This window comes from Lysinibacillus sp. NPDC097279 (genome assembly GCF_044761745.1).
In the GTDB taxonomy this organism is placed as follows: domain Bacteria; phylum Bacillota; class Bacilli; order Bacillales_A; family Planococcaceae; genus Lysinibacillus.
On sequence record NZ_JBIWDA010000005.1, the window covers coordinates 174,462 to 194,873 of the forward strand.

The 20,412-nt window shown below is 36.8% G+C and carries 20 protein-coding genes and 1 pseudogene; 17 read left to right on the top strand and 4 right to left on the bottom strand.

All coding sequences use genetic code 11. The features are described 5' to 3' along the window. The first annotated feature begins 246 nt into the window (after positions 1–246). The gene (locus tag ACIQ1H_RS18735) at positions 247–873 is read left to right on the top strand and encodes an FMN-dependent NADH-azoreductase (protein ID WP_173479390.1); all 627 of its coding nucleotides are present in this window, start codon (positions 247–249) and stop codon (positions 871–873) included. Positions 874–1,179: 306 nt separating this feature from the next. Further along, positions 1,180–3,540 carry a bifunctional 2',3'-cyclic-nucleotide 2'-phosphodiesterase/3'-nucleotidase gene (locus tag ACIQ1H_RS18740; RefSeq protein WP_337980301.1) on the top strand — a complete coding sequence of 787 codons (2,361 nt, stop codon included), beginning with the start codon at positions 1,180–1,182 and terminating at the stop codon, positions 3,538–3,540. A 28-nt stretch (positions 3,541–3,568) separates the two neighbouring features. Here ACIQ1H_RS18740 and ACIQ1H_RS18745 read toward each other — a convergent pair whose 3' ends face one another. Further along, the gene (locus tag ACIQ1H_RS18745) at positions 3,569–3,805 is read right to left on the bottom strand and encodes a DUF2500 domain-containing protein (protein ID WP_402890996.1); all 237 of its coding nucleotides are present in this window, start codon (positions 3,803–3,805) and stop codon (positions 3,569–3,571) included. A gap of 480 nt (positions 3,806–4,285) precedes the next feature. On the opposite strand from ACIQ1H_RS18745, the gene ACIQ1H_RS18750 reads away from it, so the two are divergent. After that, entirely contained in the window at positions 4,286–4,978 is a 693-nt protein-coding gene (locus tag ACIQ1H_RS18750; protein ID WP_402890924.1) for a hypothetical protein, read from the top strand. A 9-nt stretch (positions 4,979–4,987) separates the two neighbouring features. Beyond that, positions 4,988–5,164: a hypothetical protein gene (locus ACIQ1H_RS18755; RefSeq protein ID WP_337980303.1), complete on the top strand. Its 177-nt coding sequence runs from the start codon at positions 4,988–4,990 to the stop codon at positions 5,162–5,164. Between the two features lie 139 nt (positions 5,165–5,303). Here ACIQ1H_RS18755 and ACIQ1H_RS18760 read toward each other — a convergent pair. Then, positions 5,304–5,522 (bottom strand): annotated as a pseudogene (locus tag ACIQ1H_RS18760) (DUF5839 family protein). Between the two features lie 176 nt (positions 5,523–5,698). Beyond that, complete coding sequence (locus ACIQ1H_RS18765; protein ID WP_402890928.1) at positions 5,699–6,562, bottom strand: VOC family protein; 864 nt, start codon at positions 6,560–6,562, stop codon at positions 5,699–5,701. Between the two features lie 143 nt (positions 6,563–6,705). Here ACIQ1H_RS18765 and ACIQ1H_RS18770 point away from each other — a divergent pair, with 143 nt between their 5' ends. The 13 genes from ACIQ1H_RS18770 (at position 6,706) to ACIQ1H_RS18830 (ending at position 19,094) form a co-directional block, all read left to right on the top strand. Continuing rightward, on the top strand, positions 6,706–7,011 hold the full coding sequence (locus ACIQ1H_RS18770; RefSeq protein ID WP_173479393.1) for a winged helix-turn-helix transcriptional regulator: 306 nt from the start codon (positions 6,706–6,708) through the stop codon (positions 7,009–7,011). Positions 7,012–7,293: 282 nt separating this feature from the next. Next, positions 7,294–8,208, top strand: coding sequence for a UDP-N-acetylmuramate dehydrogenase (murB, locus tag ACIQ1H_RS18775; RefSeq protein ID WP_402890932.1), 915 nt, complete (start codon positions 7,294–7,296; stop codon positions 8,206–8,208). A gap of 55 nt (positions 8,209–8,263) precedes the next feature. Next, entirely contained in the window at positions 8,264–9,019 is a 756-nt protein-coding gene (locus ACIQ1H_RS18780; RefSeq protein ID WP_402890934.1) for an exodeoxyribonuclease III, read from the top strand. A 226-nt stretch (positions 9,020–9,245) separates the two neighbouring features. Beyond that, positions 9,246–11,609 (top strand): penicillin acylase family protein, encoded by a 2,364-nt coding sequence (locus ACIQ1H_RS18785; RefSeq protein ID WP_402890936.1) that lies wholly within the window; start codon positions 9,246–9,248, stop codon positions 11,607–11,609. A 322-nt stretch (positions 11,610–11,931) separates the two neighbouring features. Continuing rightward, a complete protein-coding gene (locus ACIQ1H_RS18790; protein WP_340822021.1) occupies positions 11,932–12,303 on the top strand; it encodes an ArsR/SmtB family transcription factor in 372 nt (123 codons plus the stop codon). Then, positions 12,284–14,407, top strand: coding sequence for a heavy metal translocating P-type ATPase (locus ACIQ1H_RS18795; RefSeq protein ID WP_402890939.1), 2,124 nt, complete (start codon positions 12,284–12,286; stop codon positions 14,405–14,407). The genes ACIQ1H_RS18790 and ACIQ1H_RS18795 overlap by 20 nt, the downstream gene beginning before the upstream one ends. Positions 14,408–14,577: 170 nt before the next feature. Continuing rightward, positions 14,578–14,856: a late competence development ComFB family protein gene (locus ACIQ1H_RS18800; RefSeq protein WP_173479396.1), complete on the top strand. Its 279-nt coding sequence runs from the start codon at positions 14,578–14,580 to the stop codon at positions 14,854–14,856. 140 nt (positions 14,857–14,996) lie between these two features. Then, positions 14,997–15,416: a transcriptional regulator MntR gene (mntR, locus tag ACIQ1H_RS18805; protein ID WP_173479397.1), complete on the top strand. Its 420-nt coding sequence runs from the start codon at positions 14,997–14,999 to the stop codon at positions 15,414–15,416. A 156-nt stretch (positions 15,417–15,572) separates the two neighbouring features. Further along, positions 15,573–16,430 (top strand): CvfB family protein, encoded by an 858-nt coding sequence (locus tag ACIQ1H_RS18810; protein WP_337980310.1) that lies wholly within the window; start codon positions 15,573–15,575, stop codon positions 16,428–16,430. Positions 16,431–16,558: 128 nt separating this feature from the next. Continuing rightward, a complete protein-coding gene (locus ACIQ1H_RS18815) occupies positions 16,559–17,473 on the top strand; it encodes a DUF1002 domain-containing protein (protein ID WP_402890943.1) in 915 nt (304 codons plus the stop codon). Between the two features lie 180 nt (positions 17,474–17,653). Next, complete coding sequence (locus tag ACIQ1H_RS18820; protein WP_337980311.1) at positions 17,654–17,935, top strand: GNAT family N-acetyltransferase; 282 nt, start codon at positions 17,654–17,656, stop codon at positions 17,933–17,935. 325 nt (positions 17,936–18,260) lie between these two features. Next, positions 18,261–18,710: a GNAT family N-acetyltransferase gene (locus ACIQ1H_RS18825; RefSeq protein ID WP_402890947.1), complete on the top strand. Its 450-nt coding sequence runs from the start codon at positions 18,261–18,263 to the stop codon at positions 18,708–18,710. Between the two features lie 72 nt (positions 18,711–18,782). Beyond that, entirely contained in the window at positions 18,783–19,094 is a 312-nt protein-coding gene (locus tag ACIQ1H_RS18830; RefSeq protein ID WP_173479402.1) for a hypothetical protein, read from the top strand. A 125-nt stretch (positions 19,095–19,219) separates the two neighbouring features. On the opposite strand, the gene ACIQ1H_RS18835 is transcribed toward ACIQ1H_RS18830, so the two are convergent. Beyond that, positions 19,220–20,371, bottom strand: a complete 1,152-nt coding sequence (locus ACIQ1H_RS18835) for an MFS transporter (RefSeq protein WP_173479403.1) — start codon at positions 20,369–20,371, stop codon at positions 19,220–19,222. Between the last annotated feature and the right edge of the window lie 41 nt (positions 20,372–20,412).

Below are 20,412 nucleotides of genomic sequence, written 5' to 3' on the forward strand. Positions count from 1 at the left end.
ATCAAGTTAAAAGCCGCGGCGTATGGCATCGATTTTATAAATGAGCTTTTCAAGCAAGCTTAAAAAATCGGGACGCAATCACGCCGAGGCGTATTCGTTTGGAACATGTTAAGGTTTTCTACTACAATTATTCAGTCAAAAGTCTGATGTTTGGGACGTTGACTTTTTAATGTTATTTTATTATTATAAGTATATATCTTGAATTCGAGAGATATTAAACTAAGATATTTAAGGGAGATTTATATAATGAACGTATTAGTAGTAAAAGCTAACAACCGTCCAGACGGAATTTCAACAAAAATGTATGACACTTTCATGGAAAGCTTACAAGATGTAAACGTAACTACATTCGATGTATACGCTGAAGATATGCCTTACTTCGGTCAAGATCTTTTCAACGCATTTGGTAAAGTTCAAAGCGGTGAAGAATTAACTGATATCGAATCACGCATTTTAGCTGCAAAACAAAAAGCTATGGATGCATTAACTGCAGCAGACTTAGTAGTATTTGCTTTCCCATTATGGAACTTAACAATCCCAGCTACATTACAAACTTTCATTGACTATGTATACCAAGCTGGTTTCACTTTCAAATATGATGAAAACGGTCAATTAGTTGGTTTAATGACTGATAAAAAAGCTATCATTCTTAATGCTCGTGGTGGTTATTATTCAGCACCAGAAGCACAACCTATGGAAATGTCAGTAAACTACATTAAAAACGTAGTTGGTGGCGTATTCGGTATGGAAATTATCAATGAAGTTATCATTGAAGGTCATAATGCTACACCAGATAAAGCAGAAGAAATTATTGCAAACGGCCTAGAAGCTGTTAAAGAACTAGCAAAATCTTTACAAGCTGTAAAAGCATAAGTAACTTTTTTTTACTAAAAGTCCTCTCAATATTGGGAGGGCTTTTTTTATTAGTTTTATAGAAGTATGGTAGAGGTATGAAGGTATGACATATTGGTGTTGCACAGTTATTAGACATTTACATAAAATAACATACTATAAACAATGAAAAATAAGAAATAATAATAATGTGTGATTTGTTAAGAAAGTGTTCTGCTATTAGTTTAAAAGTACATACAATTAGGTCTAAGTATTCAGTTAAATTAATGATTAGTATAATATAATAGAATTTGCAGGAAAATATTATATTTATAGGGAGGTAATTGCTTGAATAAGAAATTAATAACTAAAATGTTAGCCCTGTTACTTGTTCTATTTGCTGTATTGCCATTTGGCTTTTCAGCGAATGCTGCAGCTAATGATGTAACACGTGGGGATTACGTGAAGGAACTAGTAGAAAGCTTAGACGTCGAGCTTGGCGATGGGTCTTCACTTGGTTTTACGGATGTCCCAAAGGATTTAGCCCCTTATGTGGAAAAAGCGGTAGAACTAAAGTTAATTAAAGGGAAGACAGCAACATTATTTGGTCCAAATGATAAGCTAACACGCCAACAGGCATTTGTTATTTCTGCTCGTGGATTAGTCGCAAACAATGCATCACTTAATGAATTAGACAAGTTCAAAGATGCAGATCAAGTTGCTGACACACATAAGCAAGATTTAGCAAATGCTGTAGCAGCAAACATTTTACAAGGATACGAAGATAATACAATTCGTCCGCGTGACTATGTGACAGCTGATCAAATGCAAAGTATTATTGAACGTTTTGTAGCTGAATACAAAGTACCTACATCTTCAACAACAGTGGATCTTCAAATTTTAGGAACTACTGATATTCATACAAATTTAGCAAACTATAACTACTATTTAGATGCTGAATCTGCTGATGTTGGTCTAGCAAACACTGCTGCTCTTATTGAGCAAGCACGTACAGAAAATCCTAATACATTATTATTTGATAATGGTGATTTAATTCAAGGAACACCACTAGGTTCCTATAAAGCGTTAGAAAATGTGTTAAAACCAGGCGAAACTCATCCAGCTATTGCTGCTTTAAACGCATTAAAATATGATGGCGGCACTTTAGGAAATCATGAATTCAACTATGGTTTAGATTTTTTAACGGAAGTACTCAATGATGCACAATATCCAGTCGTGAATGCGAACACTTACGATGCAAAAACAAAAGAACATATGTATACACCATTTGTTATTATCGATAAAGAGGTTGTGGACAATACAGGTAAAAAACATGCACTAAAAGTGGGTGTAACAGGTATTGTACCAACGAAAATTGTTGAATGGGATGCCATTCATCTAGAAGGTAAAGTTGAAATGCAGGAGCCTGTAGAGGCAATTAAAGAAGTTGTACCTGAAATGCAAAAAGCAGGTGCAGATGTAATCGTCGTGCTTTCTCATTCAGGTATCGGTGAAGATACGAATGTAAAAGGCGCTGAAAATGTAGGATACCAAATTTCTGAAATTGAAGGTATCGATGCGTTAATTACTGGTCACTCACATTTAACATTCCCAGGTGACTATAAAGACCTTAAAAATGTCGATCAAGAAAAAGGGACAATTAATGGCGTTCCAACAGTTATGGCAGGAAGCTATGGTAGCCACCTTGGTGTAATTGATTTGAAATTAGAACAACAAGGTTCGAAATGGGTTGTTGTCAATGGACAAGGGTCAATCCGTTCTATTAAGCAAGAAGGATTACAACCATCTTCAACTGTGTTAAACGCTATAAAAGAAGCACATGAAGGTACATTAACGTATATTCGCCAAGCTGTTGGTGAAACGACTGCACCTATTCATAGCTACTTCTCAATGGTTCAAGATGATCCATCTATCCAAATCGTAACACAAGCTCAAAAATGGTTTATTGAAAAGGAACTGAAAGGGACTGCTGATGAAAACACACCTATTCTTTCTGCGGGTGCTCCCTTCAAAGCGGGTTCACGCAATAACCCTGCAGACTTCACAAACATTCCTGTAGGTCCACTTGCTATTAAAAACATGGCGGACATCTATCATTACGATAATACGGTTGCAACGATAAAAGTAACAGGTGCACAAGCTATCGAATGGTTAGAAATGGCTGCTGGTATTTTCGCAACAATTGATCCAACGAAAACTGAGGAACAAAATATTATTGATGCGGAAGCACGCTCTTACAACTTTGATGTTTTAGATGGTTTAACATATCAAATTGATGTAACGTCTCCAGCAAAATATGATCGTCGCGGTGTTGTTTTAGATGACAAAGCAAACCGTATTAAAAATGTACAATACAATGGTAAGCCAATTGATTTAGAGCAAGAATTCATTATCATCACAAACAATTACCGTGTTGGTGGTTCTTATGGAGCAACGTTTAAAAATGCAGAAGGCACAAACGTAACAAATTATGCTTATGAAAATCGTCAAGCAGTAATTGATTATATTATGGCAAACAAAACAATTAATCCAGCTGCGGATAATAACTGGTCATTTGTACCATTCCCAGCTAATACAAAGATTATTTACCACTCGGCTAAGGATGCACAAAAAGTCATCCCAGCAGGTAGCAACATTGAGTATCTTGGTGATACAGAAGGTGGCTTCGGTAAATATTTAATTAAGTAATACTACTTATGTAAAAAAGAGAGCACGATTATTCATCGTAGCTCTCTTTTTTATGGCGTTCAAATGTTTTAAAGCGAGTACCTTGAAACGTTAATATGCCAAAGTCATGTTCAGCTAGCTGCCCATAGCTTCTACCATCGAGCTTTAGCTCTAAACGATCTCCACTTTGAACTTCAAAAGTGACATAGTAGGAGGTATGAGCACTAGAGTAGCCTGAACCACCTGTGTCTGTCCGTTTTGTAACGGTTTTGGCGGCACTGTTAATTCAGGTGAATTATTATTTTTTGCCCATTGTCTAATGTACCGTATAACTGTGTATGAAATGGCAATCTAAAAAGGACTTTAAACACCTAAGTAAACATCAGAATTCGGCTCAAAACACTGTTATATCAACGTCGAGTGTAGAGATAACTCACGCGCGATTAGAAGTGATTATGTATCAATTATTAGATGCAGCGATTTCAGCGAGCAGTCAATACATCAAAACGAATCGTCTAGCGTTGTTAAGTACAGATAAAGAAAGCTTATTTTGCAAAAGAACGATTATAGAACTCCTACAAATAGTGTCTTCTAGTAATATTCTGTAACAAAATCTTTACAAAATATTATTACTTAATTAATATTCTCATGTTACATTTTTTAAAAAAAAGGAGGTAAAATTATGCTGAACATGAAAACTTTATTTTCTTCCTTTTATCTTTGGTAAATTAAAAAAAGGAGATAATTCAATAAAAAAGAGGTAGTAATGATGAGAAAGATTTGGTCTTTAATTATTGCGACAACTTTGATGTTCACTGTATTTGGATCACTGAATATTGCTAAAGCAGAAACAAATTTCATGGATAACAAAATTCCAGATAATGAAATTGAGTTTCTGACAGGAAGCACTCTAGATGGTTATAACTATATTGAACTTTCGGAACCCGTAACAGAAAACTATGATGGAGTTTACCAAGTTTTAATTGGATACTATATAGAAGAGAACTTAGATGGAATCAAAACACTCGACAATTATAGGGAATATGACACGTATTTAGTTTATGATCAGGGTATAACTCAAAGCTGGTCTTGGTTATCAAGACCATATTTTATTATGAGTATTGCAAGAGGTATGTCTTATAAAAGTTCAACAGAAGTATCAGCTACTATTTCAGGTACATTTAGTAGTGATATTCCGAGTAAGGCTTTACCAAAAGTTAAATCTTCTTTCGGATTCAGTGCATCGGGCAGCAAAAAAATAACTGAAGAAGTTGTTTTATCGGGTCCTGACGCAGGTTATTCTAGTAGAGATTTTTACTATAAGCAAGGAAGACACACACATAGAGTAAAAATTGTACAAGAACACAGATCCAATTGGGATGGTTTGTTATGGACTAAAACATACTACGGTAGTGTAGGAAAACCAGCTATAAAACATTATTCAGTTGATAGAAAGTAGGTTCTTAAAGTGATTCAACAGATCGTTAAATGGTTTTTGCTTACTATACTAATAATTTCATCGATTAGTTTTATAATTGTTCTTCAATCAAATTATTTAGCGGCTGAATTAACCGCTCGTTCGATTCCTATAGCTATTGTAGTAGGTTTCTCTTCATTAGCTGTTGCTATCATGTTTCGAAAATAATATTTGTATAAGAAAAACCGGGAAATAAATTTGTCCGATTCCAGACTGTAAACAAAGTCGATTTTTTCGACTTTGTTTACATAAGAAATGAACCCCTATCAAAACAAAAAGACAACAGCTTTTGCTATTCTCAATTTTTTTATTTACTTAATTTTTTACTGGTTACTGGCGCTTTTTCCAAAACCCCTATAATTCTTTTATATCGTTTTCCTGTATCTTCTAATTCTTCCCGAAAAACTTCTGCTACTAAACAGGGTGACATCACTTTTCTAACAACAACAATATCACCAGTTTAAATGTTAAATTCACGTAAATGTTTAGGGATATGCCACGTATATTTCTTTGGATATAATTTCAATGCCTCTGATATGAAATCTCGAAAGTGTATTATTCTCTATCTACATTCTTTCCAATCATCAACTTTTATTGATTTCCCTAACGTACTTCTATAATAAGTCGCAACGTGACGTCAATTTTCCTAATAAAGATATGACTTTTAATGAAAATATTTCATTCTATTATAATTTGAAATAATTAACGAACATAGAAAATCATTGCATCTTCATTGTTATCTATAACTACTATCTGTTCATTGTCAAATGTATATGGAATTTCCTTGTCTTTTAAATTAGACAGCAACTTTTGTAATTCTTCCTGTGAAGAAAGTGATAATGTATAGCTAAGTAAACCAGTTGTTTTTTTTGGTGGCACTGGTGCACCGGTCCCTTGCCAGATGTTGACGGCGATATGATGATGATAACCACCAGCAGAAATGAAAAGTGCGCTATCATGGAAGTTAGTCATAATATCAAAACCGAGTGCATCTATATAGAAGTAAGTTGTTGCTTCATTTAGAATGCTCACATTTAAATGGATGTGGCCGAGTACCGTTCCTTTAGGGAACCCTGCCCAAGGACGCTGACGATCATATAATGCCATCACGCCTTCTATATCCACTGCCTCTGTGCCAGTGACAAGCCCACCATGACCATCGCCAATCCATTCAGAACGAGGGCGATCATGATAGATTTCTATGCCGTTACCTTCAGGATCGTTTAAGTAAAAGGCTTCCGAGTAAATATGATCTCCAGCCCCAGTAATAGATATGCCTGTATTTAATAAATTGCCAATCACATATGCTAAATCTTCCCGAGAAGGAACTAAAATAGCAAAGTGGAATAAACCAGTCGTACGAGGTGGACGAATCGCTACCCCTTCCTCTGTTGATAAAACTAAAATAGGCTTTGTATTGCCTGGAATTGAAAATGTCACTTGTGTTGTAGTTTCATGGAGTACTTGAAGTCCAAGCTTTTTATAAAAGCTCGACATTGTTTCTAGTGACTGTACAAGTAAATGTAAATGCTCAAGCTCTAAATTTGCATCAATTTTAAATGTCATTGCTAATAAATCCTCCAAATATATAAGTTACTTTTTGTAATTAAATATAAAATAGTAAACTCATTACGTCAAGTAAATAAGTTACTTTAAATTTACTTTTACTACATAAATCGTTACAATAGAATACATAAGAGGTGAAAAATATGAATGAGACAACTTTATGTCCTCGTTTAGCTAAGGCAATGGATTTAATCGGAAAACGCTGGACTGGGCTAATTTTATATCAATTATTAGACGGATCGCAGCGCTTTAATGAAATTGAATCAGCATTGCCTGTAAGTGGCCGTTTATTATCTGAACGTTTAAAGGAACTCGAAAAAGAGGGGCTTGTTGAACGTAAAGTATTTTCGGAGGTTCCTGTACGTGTAGAATATTCATTAACGGATAAAGGTCGAGCATTAGAAGGCGCTATTCGTAATATTGAATCATGGGCAACGAACTGGCTATAGTATGAGAAACTATTAATGTGATAATTCAGCTATAAATGTCAGTGTGAATGCGCGAGATAGTTTAAAACTCATCAAGTGATAACCATTTTACTTAGATGATCAGTTGAACAAATCGGGCAGTTATAAAGTCCTGGATGTACTGAAAAATACCGAGTATAACTGAAAAGGACAACAAACTGCCCGTTAAAGCGCGAAAAATACCCTTCATTTTACTTGTCAAATCGAGGTTCTAAATCCATACTAGTGTAGAGTAAGAAGGACGTTAGAAAGGAATTAGCTCTCATGACAAAAGAACAATGGGCTGCGGATTTAGCACAAGACATAAATCCAGCCAATATTAAGTTAGATGAATTATTACAGAAATATACAATGACAAAATTAGGTGGTAAAGCGGATGTTTTTGTTCTCCCTGAAACAGAGGAAGAAGCAATTGCCGTTATTCGCTATGCACATAAAAATAATATTCCATTATTAATGTTAGGAAATGGCTCGAACATGGTTGTCCGAGATGGAGGCATGCGTGGGATTGTTGTGACATTCTCACATTTAGATGAAATTCATATTAATGGCGATCATGTTTATGCACAAAGTGGTGCACTCATTAAAGATGTATCAAAGCTTGCAGCTGCTGCCTCGCTAACAGGTTTTGAATTTGCGTGTGGCATCCCTGGCTCTATTGGTGGAGCGATGGCGATGAATGCAGGTGCTTATGGTGGCGAAATAAAAGATATTATTATTTCTTCGAAAGTTTTAACAAAAGAAGGAGAAATATTAATATTATCAAAAGAAGAGCTAGAATTAGGTTACCGTCAAAGTAGTATTGCCAAAAAAGGTTACTATGTACTGTCTTCTGAGTTTCAGTTAGCGCAAGGTGTAAAGGAAGAAATTGATGCGAAAATTGCTGATTTAACGTTTCAGCGTGAATCAAAGCAACCACTCGAGTATCCTTCAGCAGGTAGCGTTTTTAAACGCCCGCCAGGACACTTTGCAGGTAAGCTTATTCAGGATAGCGGCCTACAAGGAAAAGGGGTCGGTGGAGCAGAGGTTTCTACAAAACATGCTGGCTTTATTGTTAATAAAGGAAATGCTACGGCTACAGACTATATTGCAACAATCAAAATGGTACAACGAGTTGTAAAAGAAAAGTATGATATTGATTTAGAAACAGAAGTGAAAATTGTCGGTGACGACCTATAAATACAATGCCGCTCTTCGCTTTGGCGAAGGGCGTTTTTTTGAGGAGTGGGAAAGAATGAAATTGATTTCATGGAATGTAAATGGAATACGAGCTTGTTTAGGAAAAGGTTTTTTAGATTTTTTTAATAGTGTAGATGCAGATTTCTTCTGTATTCAGGAAACAAAGTGCCAAGCAGGGCAGGTTGAGCTTATGTTAGATGGTTATGAGCAATATTGGAATTACGCTCAGAAGAAAGGCTATTCAGGTACAGCGATTTTTACAAAGCACACCCCTCTATCTGTACATTACGGTGTTGGTGAGGACGAGTCGCAGGATGAAGGAAGAATTATTACATTAGAATACGACAACTTTTATGTAGTAAATGTTTATACGCCAAATGCGCAACGGGATTTAGCTAGATTGCCTTATCGATTAAATTGGGAAGATCGATTAGCGTTGTATTTAAAAGAACTCGATGCAAAAAAACCAGTCATTTATTGTGGGGATTTGAATGTCGCACATGCAGATATTGATTTAAAAAATGCAAAATCAAATATTGGCAATTCAGGTTTTACATATGAAGAGCGAGCTAAAATGACAGATTTATTAGCAGGTGGCTTTGTAGATTCTTTCCGCTACAAGCATCCAGATGTAACCGATCATTATACGTGGTGGTCTTATATGAACAAAGTTCGTGAACGCAACATTGGATGGCGCATTGACTATTTTATTGTGTCTGAGCGTGTAAAGGAACAAATTGATGTAGCTACCATTCATCCGCATATAATGGGTAGTGACCATTGCCCGATAGAACTTCAGCTAAATGTATAATTGTTTGAGTGCCTGACACTTTTGTTGAGGCACTTTTGTTTGAAACCGTATTCTCCATTAGGAAATACGGTTTTTTACTGTTCAATTGGATAATAGATTGTAATTGAACATAGAAAAAATAAGCGTAATGCAGCAAAAATCGATAAAATTTGAGGTTATTCTAGTTTGCGAAAAAGGATTTGAGAAGCTGAATAAAGAATATATTGCTTATAGAGGGGGTTGTAAGGTGAGAAAGTTTAAGTGGAAAAAGTGGTTATTGGCAATCGCAGGCGTGTTGGCGGTAGTCGTAATAACATCTGTTATTGTCTTTACATGGTTTATGAATAAATCAAAACCGATTATTGATGGAGAGCTCGCTGTTAGCATGCTCGATGAAGATGTGACCGTGACAAGGGATGATAAAGGGGTTCCTCATATATTTGCTGAGACAGATGCGGATTTATATCGCGCTCAAGGCTATGTACAGGCACAGGATCGATTGTTTCAAATGGATCTAGCGCGTAGGCAGGCTAGTGGTCGCCTGTCGGAAATAATTGGGGAAGCGACGATTGAGACAGATAAGCATTTTCGTACATTTAGTCTACGTAATGCAGCTGAAAAATCATTAGCAGCGTATGATCCAGCTAGCAAGCAAGTACTTGAATGGTTTGCCGAGGGAGTAAACGCCTTTATGGAAGAGGCGAAAAGTACGAATACGTTAAGCTATGAATTTGCGTTACTAGGTTACGAGCCAGAAGAATGGACTGTAGTAGATTCTTTAACAATCGGAAAATATATGGCTTATGATTTAGGTGGAAATTGGAATACACTTGCCTTCCGCCATTGGGCTTTGCAAAATTTTGATGAAGAAAAAGCTAAGGAATTATTTATTACGTATCCTGAGAATGCATCATCAATTATTGAGGCAAATAAAGAAAATCCAGTGTCTGTAGTAGGGCAGTTTAATGCGGAGTTATTGCCAAATGAATTTAATGGAAGTAATAACTGGGTAGTATCTGGCGATAAAACAAAGTCAGGAAAGCCAATTTTGGCTGATGACCCTCATTTAGGGTTGAGTACACCATCTATTTGGTATCAAATGCATTTACAATCACCCGAACAAAATGTAAGCGGTGTAATATTTGCAGGGATTCCAGGCATTATTTTAGGTCATAACGAAGAAATCGCATGGGGGGTAACGAATGTTGGTCCTGACGTACAGGATTTATATATTGAAATTCCAAACCCAGATAATCCAACACAATTCCGTTATGACGGTGAGTGGGAGCAGGCAGAGGTGCGTGACGAGCCGATAAAGGTTAAAGATGGAGAAACGGTAGACTTTGAAGTAATCGTTACACGCCACGGTCCCATTATGACAGATTTAGTATTTAAGGAAACGGAGCCTTCAGCCCAATTTTCAATGCAGTGGACAGCACTTCAAGCAACTGCAGAATTGCGAGCAGTGCTTGGTTTTAATAAGTCGAAAACTTGGAATGAGTTTGAGAAAGCTTTAGAAGATTTTAAAGCACCTGCACAAAACTTTGTTTTTGCATCTAAGGATGGCACGATAGCTTATAAAGCAAACGGCCAAATTCCGTTGCGAAAGCAAGGGGATGGGCAATTACCAGTGCCTGGTGACTCAAGTGATTATGGCTGGCAAGGTTTTATTCCTTGGGATGAGTTACCGACTGTTGTTAATCCAGAACAAGGCTTTATTGCAACAGCGAATAATGAGGTGATAGGCGATGAATATCCTTATCATATTACGGATTTTTGGGCACAGCCTTATCGCTATGAACGGATTAAGGAAGTGTTAGAAGCGAATGATTCAATAACAGTAGAAGATATGATGAATTTACAGATGGATCAGCACAATTTATATGCTCGTGAATTTTTACCTGATTTATTAACATCTATAAAAACGATGGATAAGGATGGGAAGTATGCTGAAGTCATAGCAATGTTAGAGGATTGGAACATGGTGGACGCTAAAGATTTAGGAGCCCCGTTAGTGTTCCATACGTTAATGCTACAATTGCAAGAAGTGTTATTTAAAGAGCAAATGCCAGAAGATATGTATAAAATGATGTACGGTAAATTTAATATTACGGATCAGCTTCTACGTAAAACATATGCAGGTGAGAGAAGCATTTGGATGGAAGAGCAAGGGGGAGTAGATGCCGCAGTATTTGAGGCGTTAGAGCGTACTGTTGCGCAAATTGAAAATCAGTTCGGGAAAAATGTATCGAAATGGCAATGGGGTGATTTCCATCAACTAACGTTTGATCACACTTTAGGCAGTGCTTCACCGATACTTGCCGCATACTTTAACGCCAAGAAGGTTCCGATTGGTGGCTCGAAGGTGACGGTGCAAGCAGCCGATAATGATTTAGCGGGTAACGTTAATCACGGAGCATCATGGCGTTTTGTTGCTGATGTTGGTGATTTAAGCTCAGCCTTCCATATTGTTGGTCCTGGCCAAAGCGGTCATGTGAAATCGGATTGGTATCAAGATCAAGTAATGGACTGGGCAAACGGTACGTATCATGAAACATTTGTCCAAAAGGAAGATATTAAGGGTAAAACGGTATTATTAAAATCTCAATAAGCGATAAGAAAATCAGCGCCTATTTTATAGGCGCTGATTTTTTGTTGAGCGAAAAAGGTGTCAGGCACTCAAACAATTCTCAAACAATTTATTAGGCTAATCAATTTTCTATCTAAGAAAAAACCACCTAGACTTCTAAGCGGCTTACGTCGTGCCCGCGGAAAGCGGAGTGGATGTTTAAGTGCCAGGCACCCAAACAATTCTCAAACAATTTATTATACATTCGTGATAGTAATCATATACATTCAAATGTCTGTTTGAATATGATGGAATATTATGCTATATTAAAACAATCAAACGAATATTTGAATGAGGTGAGGAATTGACGAAAGAAGTATGTGAAGTGACGCATGTTAATGAACAAGCGGTCACAAAAGTACAGCAGCAAATGCCAGACTTATCAGGCGTAGCCAAATTTTTAAAGGCATTATCTGATGAAACAAGACTCAAAATAGCGTATGCCTTAACGGTAGAAGATGAATTATGTGTTTGTGATGTTGCGACAATTATCGGTTCATCTGTAGCAACAGCATCCCATCATTTACGTTATTTAAAAGAACATAGTTTAGCGAAATCGCATCGTAAGGGGAAGCAAATGTATTACGCTTTAGCCGACGAGCATGTATACCAAATTGTAACGATTGCCTATGAACATGCGAAAGAAGGGATTGCCAATGGCAGTGACACCAAGTAAGCAAGAGTATCGTCTACAAAACTTATCCTGTGCCAGCTGTGCAGCTAAATTCGAAAAAAATGTAAAAGCTATTCCTGATGTTCAAGATGCGCAAGTAAACTTCGGCGCTTCTAAAATAACGATTGTAGGAGCAGCTAGTGTCGATCAAATCGAAGAAGCAGGTGCATTTGATGGCATTAAAGTTTCGCAATCTGCGACAAAGGCAAGTGAAGGTACAATTCCTTTTTATAAGAAAACGGAGAACATATTAGCTAGTGTTTCACTGCTATTCGTTGTCGTTGGCTATCTATTATCTTCTGTTCGTGGAGAAGAAGACTTGTTGACCATTGCGATGTTTATTATTGCAATTATTGTCGGGGGCGTGAAAATTTTCAAAACTGGCTTCCGCAACCTTGCACGACTAGAATTTGATATGAAAACGCTTATGACCATTGCTATAATTGGCGCTGCCATAATCGGCGAGTGGGAAGAAGCGGCCGTTGTTGTCTTTTTATTCGCAGTAAGTGAAGCGCTGGAAGCATACTCAATGGATAAGGCGCGTCAATCGATTCGTCAGTTGATGGATATTGCTCCACCGACTGCCACTATTAAACGAGCACACGGTGAACATTTCCACGAGATGGAGTTAGCAACAGAAGAGATTGAAATTGGCGATATTTTAATGGTGAAGCCTGGTCAAAAAATTGCAATGGATGGCATTGTCATCGCGGGGTTATCTGCGGTTAATCAGGCAGCCATTACAGGTGAATCAATTCCTGTCAATAAATCAGTTGGTGACGAGGTATTTGCAGGAACGTTGAATGAAGAAGGCGCATTAGAGGTACGTGTAACGAAACGTGTAGAGGATACAACGATTGCAAAGATTATTCATTTAGTCGAAGAGGCACAGGCAGAAAAGGCTCCATCACAACAATTTGTAGATCGTTTTGCTAAATACTATACACCTGCAATAATGCTTGTAGCGCTTCTTGTAGCCATTGTTCCACCATTCTTTGTAGGAGATTGGCAACACTGGATTTATCAAGGGTTAGCAGTTCTTGTTGTTGGTTGCCCGTGTGCGCTAGTTGTTTCGACTCCAGTGGCAATCGTAACCGCTATCGGGAATGCTGCAAGACAAGGCGTTCTTATAAAAGGTGGTATTCACTTAGAGCAATTAGGTCATATAGATGCGGTTGCATTTGATAAAACAGGAACATTAACAAAAGGAACGCCTGTTGTAACAGATATTATTACACATAAGGAAATGCTAGAAAATGATGTATTACAGCTTGTTGCAGCAGTTGAAAAGCAATCTCAGCATCCATTAGCAAAAGCTATATTGAAGGCATTACATGAGAAAGAGCTGACAGAGCTTGTTCCTACAGACTTTCAATCCGTAACTGGTAAGGGTGCTTATGCAACAGTAGACGGTCAGAAGGTTTACGTAGGAAGCATGAATTGGATTTTAACGTTAGCGACAGTTGACGCAACGGTTAAGGAGCAGGTTCATCAACTTCAAAAACAGGGTAAGACTGTAGTAGCAGCTATTAGTGATAGTCAATTTATAGGATTAATAGCTATTGCTGATCAGTTACGTGCAGAAAGTAAGAAAGTACTAGAAAAATTAAGTACTTTAAAGGTAAAGCATACGGTGATGTTAACAGGAGATGCCAAATCTACTGCTGAAGCGATTGCCTCTACATTAAGTATGAGCGATGTAAGAGCAGGGTTACTTCCTGCCGAAAAACTATCTGCTATTAAAGAATTACGCACGAAATACGGAGCTGTCGCAATGGTTGGAGACGGTGTGAATGATGCGCCAGCATTGGCTTCAGCTAATGTAGGGATTGCGATGGGTGGCGCAGGTACAGATGCTGCATTAGAGACAGCTGATATTGCGCTAATGGGTGACGATTTAACGAAATTACCGTATACGATAGCTCTTAGCAGAAAAACACTACGAATTATTAAAGAAAACATTATATTTGCACTAGCTTTAAAATTAATTGCCCTATTACTTGTTATTCCAGGTTGGCTAACATTATGGATTGCCATTTTTGCAGATATGGGTGCAACATTACTCGTTGTATTTAATTCTTTAAGGCTTATAAAAACGAGAAAATAATAGGTAAAAAGAATTGCGTAAATTTTCTCTGTAGGTAAATAATCGTTACAATGTTTATTTATTATTGTTATATAGATGCTACTAGCGATTCTTGAAAAGTGATAAAATTCACGTTATTATTAATAGAGGAAAAATGTAACAATACATTATAAATGAGGCGAAAGTTTTATATGTCAGAACCTATTTTAGTAAATGTTACAGAGGAAATTGTGCGTGGTTTAGTAAGTTTTCTACTTCGAGGACCAGAATATCAAACATTTTGTAAATGTCAAAACTGCGAATTTGATACAGTGGCACTTGCATTAAATGCTTTGGCAAGTAAGTATGTTACATCTATGGAAACGCGAGATGAAGCATTTAAAGCGTTGAATACTCCTGAAAATATCGAGTTGATTAACAGAGAAATTATTCATGCATTACATGTGGTAAATAAGTATCCTCGACATTAAAAAGAGCCCACTTCTATAGTGAAGTAGGCTTTTTTTATGTTTCAAAGAAGTGTTTAACTTGGTTATGTATTTTCAGTTAACTTTTAAGGCAAGCTTGTAGTAAACTAGAGAGTAAGAATAGGAAAGAGAGGGAATAAGATATGCCAACACCTAGTATGGAGGACCATATCGAACAAATATATTTATTGATCGCTAATAAAGGTTATGCTCGTGTGTCTGACATTGCTGAAGCATTATCTGTTCTTCCTTCTTCTGTTACTAAGATGGTTCAAAAATTAGATAAAGATGGTTATTTAGTTTATGAAAAATATCGTGGTCTTACATTGACGCCAAGAGGAGAACAACTTGGGAAACGTCTTGTGCAACGACATGAACTGCTAGAACAATTTTTGCGAATCATTGGTGTAGATGAAGAGCGTATTTACAATGATGTAGAAGGAATAGAGCATCATTTGAGTTGGAATTCAATTGATCGTATTGCGGAACTTGTGCAAGTAATGGAAGAAAATCCAGACATCGCAAAAAAGCTAGAAGCATCAAGAAAACAGCACAATCTATAAGATAAGAGATTATGTTCACGCTATAATCTCCATGTTAGAGGAGCTGCTTGTATAACCTATATTTGTGTCCTTGTGCTCGTTGCTTTGAAGTATATGCATTAAGTACGGAATTATATATTTTGCGAAATTGATGGTATGAAGGAAAGGAAGACATTGATGAACGAATTAAAATCAGGTGAAGTTGTTACTTTAACAGTGTTAGAGCAACAAGCATCGAAATGGATCTTAACAAATGGGGTAGTTGAACTACCATTGAATGCTTCTGAGGTCACAGAACCGCTAGCTGTAGGGGATCGTCTTGAAGTGTTTTTATTTGCGGATCGACGTGGTGATTTAGCAGCTACTACTGCTATTCCTGCATTTGCACAGGGTGAATACGGCTGGGCACGCGTTCTTCGTGTTGTAGAGCGCGAAGGTGCTTTTGTAGATATTGGTACTTCTCGTGAAGTGCTTGTACAAGCAGAGGACCTACCTGCTGTTAAAGAAGTGTGGCCAGAACCAGGTGACCATTTATTTATGACATTACGAACAGATCGAAATGGAGATTTATTCGGTCGTTTAGTAACGGAGGAAAAGATTTCAGAGCTGTACGAAGGTGCATTTGAAGATATGCACAATAAAAATATTACGGCTCGTCCGTATCGTGTATTACCTGTAGGCACATTTTTACTAGGGGTAGAACAACCTTATCGTATTTTCGTGCATGAATCAGAACGTTATGCGGAACCACGTCTTGGACAAGATGTAGAAGTGCGAATTATTGATATAAAAGATGATGGCTCAATGAACGGGTCTCTTTTACCTCGAAAACACGAGCGCATCACAGGAGATGCACAGCAAATATTAAGCTATTTGCAAGATGTTGGCGGGAAAATGCCATTTAGTGATAAGTCTTCTCCAGATGAAATTAAAGAAATGTTTAATATGAGTAAAGCGGCATTTAAACGTGCGCTTGGAACACTAATGAAGGCTGGTAAAGTGAAGCAGCAAGATGGCTGGACAGAAGAAATTTAATTTCTTTAAAATATAGAAAATGACGAGAACCATGCCTGAAACCTTCTCGTCATTTTTTCGTACTAATAATTGTATAGTGACATACATTATACAGGCTATATGATTTCTAGCGAAAGGGGTCACACAATTTGAAAAAAACATGGGGGAAAATACTAGTAGCTACGATGCTAGTGTTTGGTATGCTAGCACCGTCAACAGGATTTGCAGCAGACAATACGCCGCCGAAAGCAATTGATGAAAAATTAGGTGTACCAATTGTCGTATATGGCGCAAACCTATCTGAGACCGAAAAAGAATCTGTAAAAAAATCGTTAAAAGTAAATGAAGATCCTGAAGTTGAGGAAATAACAGTATCAGGGAATGACTTAGCTAAATACATTAAAGATAGTAATGCAAGCTCACGTATGTATTCTTCTGCAAAAATTACGCGTAAGGATGCTGGAAAAGGCTTAGTTATTGAAATTGTCACACCATCAAATATTACACAAGTCACTTCTGAAATGTATGCAAATGCAATGTTGACAGCGGGTATTGAGGATGCAACAGTTCAAGTGGCAGCTCCAAAGCCTGTAACAGGTCACTCTGCGCTTGTAGGTATATATAAAGCCTATGAGGTAACAACAGGCGAAACGTTAGATATAGACCGTACAGACGTTGCCAATGAAGAACTGTCCGTAGCAACTAAACTAGCTGATTCTGCTGGCGTTGATGATGCAAAGGTTGCGGAATTACTTACAGAAATTAAAAAACAAATTGCTGAAGTAAAGCCTGAAACACGTGAAGATGTTGAAAAAATTGTACAAGAGCAATTAGAAAAACTAGAAGTAAATTTGAGCGAAAAAGATCGTCAGCTATTAGTAGACTTAATGGACAAAATTAGTAAACTAGATATTGATTTTAGTAAATGGTCAGAACAACTAAATGATATTAGTAATACATTGCAAGAGAAGTTTGGAGCATTGATGGAAGACGAAGGTTTCTGGACGAGTGTGAAAAATTTCTTTGCAAATTTAAAAGATACAATTTCAACATGGTTTAATTAAATGAAAGCGTGCTTTGCCATTAGGTAGAGTGCTTCAGACTGTAGATAAAGTCATATGTCCTTGGCTTATCTGCAGTCTTTTTTAGTATAAACGGTATGATGGATGACAATAAAAACGTATCTACTATTTTTGTAAAAATGCAAATAGCTATGGTACTATGAAAAAAAGGAGTGGTGAGAAATGGAATTCCAATTACAAAATGAAACGGAAAACAAACTAGCTTTTGTTTATAAGCAGGATGGGGAACAGTTAGCGGAAATTACGTGGAAACAGGAAGGTCAAGTAATGGTCATGGATCACACCTACGTTTCAGACAAGCTTCGTGGTCAAGGGGTAGCTAAAAAATTATTGGATCGTGCAGCAGATTATGCTCGTGAAAATAATTATAAAATGGTAGCTGTTTGTTCATATGTAGTCGCAGCATTTGAAAAATCAGATGCTTATAATGATGTAAAACAATAAAAATAAAGCAATCTGCGATTTAGCTCTTAGCTATAATGCGGATTGCTTTTTAGGTTGAATAAAGAAATTTTTCATTACACATATTAAAAGAATAGGACACTGTAAATAAGTACTGTTAAGAAGCCTGCGCCTCCAACTAATGAAGCCATATCTACCCAATCATATACTAAATCTAAATCTTTCATAAAAACATCCTCCTATCGATTGTATTATTGTATTATTTCCCTCATATTGTCAGTGTTAATCATATATAAGTACAAAATAATAAAGAATTACGAAAAAGATTAGAATTATGTGATAATAACGAGTAGGAGAGTGATTGCGAATGTCTTGGAAAATACAGACGTACGATGAATTAACGACGGAAGAACTGTATAAAATTATTCAGCTACGAGTAAATGTTTTTATTGTTGAGCAACAAACATGCTATGAGGATTTAGATAACCATGATCAAAACTCTATACATATATCATATGTTAAAAATGGAAAATTATGCGCATATTCGCGTATATTGCCCCCTGGTGAAAAATTTGAAATGGCCTCGATTGGGCGAGTTATTACGAGTCAGGAAATGCGTGGGACAGGACTAGGGAAAGAAATGATTCAATTAGCATTAGATATAATTGAACAGCGATGGCCAGGTTCTGAGGTATTTATACAGGCACAGGAATATTTAAAAAAATTTTATGGTTCCTTTGGCTTTCAACAAGTCTCAGAGCCTTATATTTACGACAGCTTGCCACATTTAGATATGCTATATCAAGGAAAAAAATAATGTTTAGTCCTCACAGAATAGGGAAAAGCTATAGTACAAGGCTAGTTTCTATATTTTTAGGAGGGATTTATTATGGCAAAGCGTAAAGGTACAGGTGTTGTGCTTGCTGGATTAGCAGGATTTGCAGCATCTTATTTAAGTAAAAAAGAGAATCGTGATAAAGCATGTGAAATGTTCAACAATGCAAAGTCCAAACTTGAATCTTTTCTGAATACATCAAATGTTAATATGGATGATCGAATTGCGGAACGTGTCACTTCTGAAGTAGCAACGGAAGCAGGGACAGCGCCAACAAAGTTAGCGTCAAACGAAATGGTTTCCGAAGGCGGAGGACATACAGGCGTTCATTTCTACAATGAAGAAATCCAAGAAAAAGAAAAATAAAAAAACAAACCTTCTCATTTAGCTATGAGAAGGTTTTTTGAGTGTTGAATGGGTGTCAGGCACTCGAATAATTCTGAAAATTAACGGAATGACACTGTATTAGCCGCAAGCGAAGTGGTTTTTTCTTAGAGCGGCTTGTGGAAGAGCCCTTGTTTATTTGGAATAAGGGTAACACCAGCGAAAGTGATTAACACAATTCCTGTGAAAATAAATCCGCTGACTACACCAAGTGATAACCATCCAAGTAATGAGGAGCCTAGAACCACTCCTAATGAGAAAAAGGCATAAAAATATCCGTATGCTTTCCCACGGATTTCAACAGTCGTAGAGTCAATTAATAATGAATTTACAGACGGGAACAGCAAACCGAAACCAATGCCGTAACAAGCCATTGCTATGTAAAGTAACATACTCGAATCAGCCTGACTGATCAATATTTGACTTAAGCCCATTAAAGCAATGCCAAGCGATAATGTTTTAACTGGGGCAACTTTATCGAAAATGCGGTTACTCGGTAAAATAAATACTAGTACAGCAACAATACCAAAAGCACTCATTAATGTACCGCTTAAGCGTGAATCAAAACCTAAAGATTGAACTTTTAAAGGTAATAAATAGGCAATGACTCCTTGAGAAAACATTAAAAAGAATGCGCCTGAGAAAGCCTTTAATGTTCCTGCATTATTAAAAAATACACTAATAGGGATATAGGTACTAGAAGAAGACTTTTCTTTTTTTACTTTATTCGAATTGAGTAAAAAGAAAGAAAGGATTCCTAATAGTAGCATACAACTTGCCGTAATATTAAAGACAAAAGGTACACTAGTACGGCTAGCTAAGATACCACTAAAGGCTGGGCCGATGATGGCTGCAATACCTACAAATGCTCCAGAAATAGCACTGCCTTTGCCACGTTTCTCTTGCTCAGTAGCATTAGCTAAAAATGTGAAAGCAGCAGGAACGATAAAACCAGCAACTAGTCCATGAATAAAGCGGACTATTAAAAGGGCAAGTGGTGCTTCGACTAAATTATATAATGTTAGCGAAAGCCCTGTTGTTAGAAGGCCAATAATTAAAATGATAAAAGGTCCTTTACGATCGGTTAAAAAGCCAGAAATAATATTTCCGAACGTATTGGAAAGAGAATACATACCAACAGCAAGTCCAGTTAAAAAGGCAGAAGCACCTAAAGATTCTGCATATGTACTCATTACAGGCAGCTGAGTAAATAGGTCAAAAAATGAAAAGAATATAATCAAATAGATAAATTTTTTCATAACTCCTCCACTACAAATTACGACATAGTGGGTTTATTATA